The sequence below is a fragment of the Streptomyces sp. SID3212 genome (assembly GCF_009865405.1).
Lineage (GTDB): Bacteria > Actinomycetota > Actinomycetes > Streptomycetales > Streptomycetaceae > Streptomyces.
Window position 1 is genome coordinate 1 of sequence record NZ_WWJY01000846.1, and the last position, 1865, is coordinate 1865.

Below are 1865 nucleotides of genomic sequence, written 5' to 3' on the forward strand. Positions count from 1 at the left end.
CGCCTCGACGGCCTCACGCCCGGCCTCCGTCAGGGCGACCAGGACGGCCCTGCCGTCGGCCGGGTCGGGGCGGCGGCGCACGTAACCGAGATCTTGCAGCTCCAGCACGGTACGGCTCGCGCTCTGGTGCCGTACGCCGCGCCGCTGCGCCAGAGCCGCGATCGTGGCGTCGCCCTCCCGGCTGAGCAGGCCGAGCGTGGCCGTGTGGGGCCCGCTCAGTGAGTCGGCGTGCGCGCGGGTGACCCGTACGAAACGGCCGACGGACTCCCGCAGCCGGTCGGCCAGGATCTCCTCGTTCTTCATGGGCCAATAATACAGCCTAGCTGTATATCTGCGCCCGCCCGCTCAGCCCGCGGTGACCCGCGCCGCGAAGGCGTCCAGGTTGCCCGACATGCGCGCGAGCCGTTCGTCCAGGCTCAGCGACTCCTCGTACCGCCCGGCCCGCAGCCTCGGCTGCCGCTTGCCCCGTACGTACAGCGGGCAGGCGAGGTCCGCGCAGATGTACGTGCCGACCGTGTTGCCGTGGCGGCCCTGGGCGCCCGCCAGCGGGGCGACGAGCAGGGCGACCCCGGAGGAGGCGTGGCCCGTCAGGCAGATCTGGCACAGGCTGGACTTCACCACGCTGGTGCGGTTCACGGAAGGGACCCGCAAGGAGATCCCCAGCGGCCCCCGCGCCCCGGGCAGCACGAGATGGGCCCGCAGCGGCGCTCCCGGATCCACCCACCCGAGGAAGTCCAGGTCGTCCCAGGGCAGTTCGGCGAAGTCGAGCGGCAGCCGCAGCCGGGCCGCCTCGCCCTTGGTGCTGTTCACGAAGGACGAGCGGATCTGGTTCTCGCTGAGTGGTTCCACGGGCGCCGACCCTATGCCTCGCCCCGCCGTGCCCGCATCGGGTTATTCGCCCGGTGCGCGGCCGGTCCGCCGGGCGAGGTCGTCGCGGAGCCGCGTCAGGCGGTCGATCTCCGCGTCGAGGGCGGCGAGCCTGCGGGCGACGATCTCGGAGGTACGGGCCCCTGGCTCGGCGGAGCCGCACCGCCGCGGCGGGTCCTGCGTCAGCAGGTCGATGCGGTCCACGAAGCCGCGCAGATCCTCGACCGTGAGCCCGAGCGCCAGCAGGTCGCGGATGACCCGGACGCGGGCCACCTCACCGGGACCGTAGTCGCGCCGGCCGGAAGCGGTGCGCACGGGCGGGGGCAGCAGCCCGCGCTCCTCGTAGAACCGCAGTGCCCTGGGCGTCGTCCCCGCCGCCGCTGCCGCGTCACCGATACGCATCCCTACCCCCGACCCCCGCCACGGCCCCGCCACCGTCACAATTCCACCACGACGGCCCCGAAGTGCCGTCCTTCGACCAGTTCCGTCAACGCCCGCGGCGCCCGCGCCAGGCCGGGGATCCGTACATGCGGAAAGCCGATCTCGCCCGAGCGGAGCCAGCCGCCGAAGCGCCCGGTCCACTCCGCCTCCACCTCGGGGTGGTCCGCGCCGCTGTAGCCGCGTAGGGAGATGCCCTTGACGACGATCCGGAAGGCGTCGACCTCGGTCGGCGCGCTGCCGCCGCGCCGCGTCGCCGACAACTGGCCGGAGAGCGCGCCGACCAGCGCGAAGCGCGCTCCCTGCCGGGCCGCGCCCAGTGCGGCGGTCAGCTGCTCGCCCCCGACGGTGTCCAGCAGGACGTCGATGCCGCCGGGCGCCACCTCGGCGAGGCGCGCCGCGAAGGACCCGGCTCCCCGCAGGACGACGGCGTCGTAACCGCACTCGGACACCAGCCGCTCCGCCTTCTGCGGCGAACCGGTACTGCCGATGACCCGCTCCGCGCCCAGCAGCCGCGCGATCCGCCCGGCCAGCGAGCCCACCGCCCCCGCCGCGCCGGT

At 74.6% G+C, this 1865-nt stretch carries 4 protein-coding genes; all 4 read right to left on the reverse strand.

Annotated elements, in window-relative coordinates:
* Positions 1–303 (reverse strand): MarR family transcriptional regulator (locus GT042_RS25705; RefSeq protein WP_161311110.1); only part of this gene is annotated, 303 nt, incomplete at its 3' end.
* Positions 304–345: 42 nt separating this feature from the next.
* Positions 346–849: an FBP domain-containing protein gene (locus GT042_RS25710; RefSeq protein ID WP_161311111.1), complete on the reverse strand. Its 504-nt coding sequence runs from the start codon at positions 847–849 to the stop codon at positions 346–348.
* 42 nt (positions 850–891) lie between these two features.
* Positions 892–1269 (reverse strand): MerR family transcriptional regulator, encoded by a 378-nt coding sequence (locus GT042_RS25715; protein WP_161311112.1) that lies wholly within the window; start codon positions 1267–1269, stop codon positions 892–894.
* A 35-nt stretch (positions 1270–1304) separates the two neighbouring features.
* A partial coding sequence (locus tag GT042_RS25720; protein ID WP_161311113.1) for a zinc-binding dehydrogenase occupies positions 1305–1865 on the reverse strand: 561 nt, incomplete at its 5' end.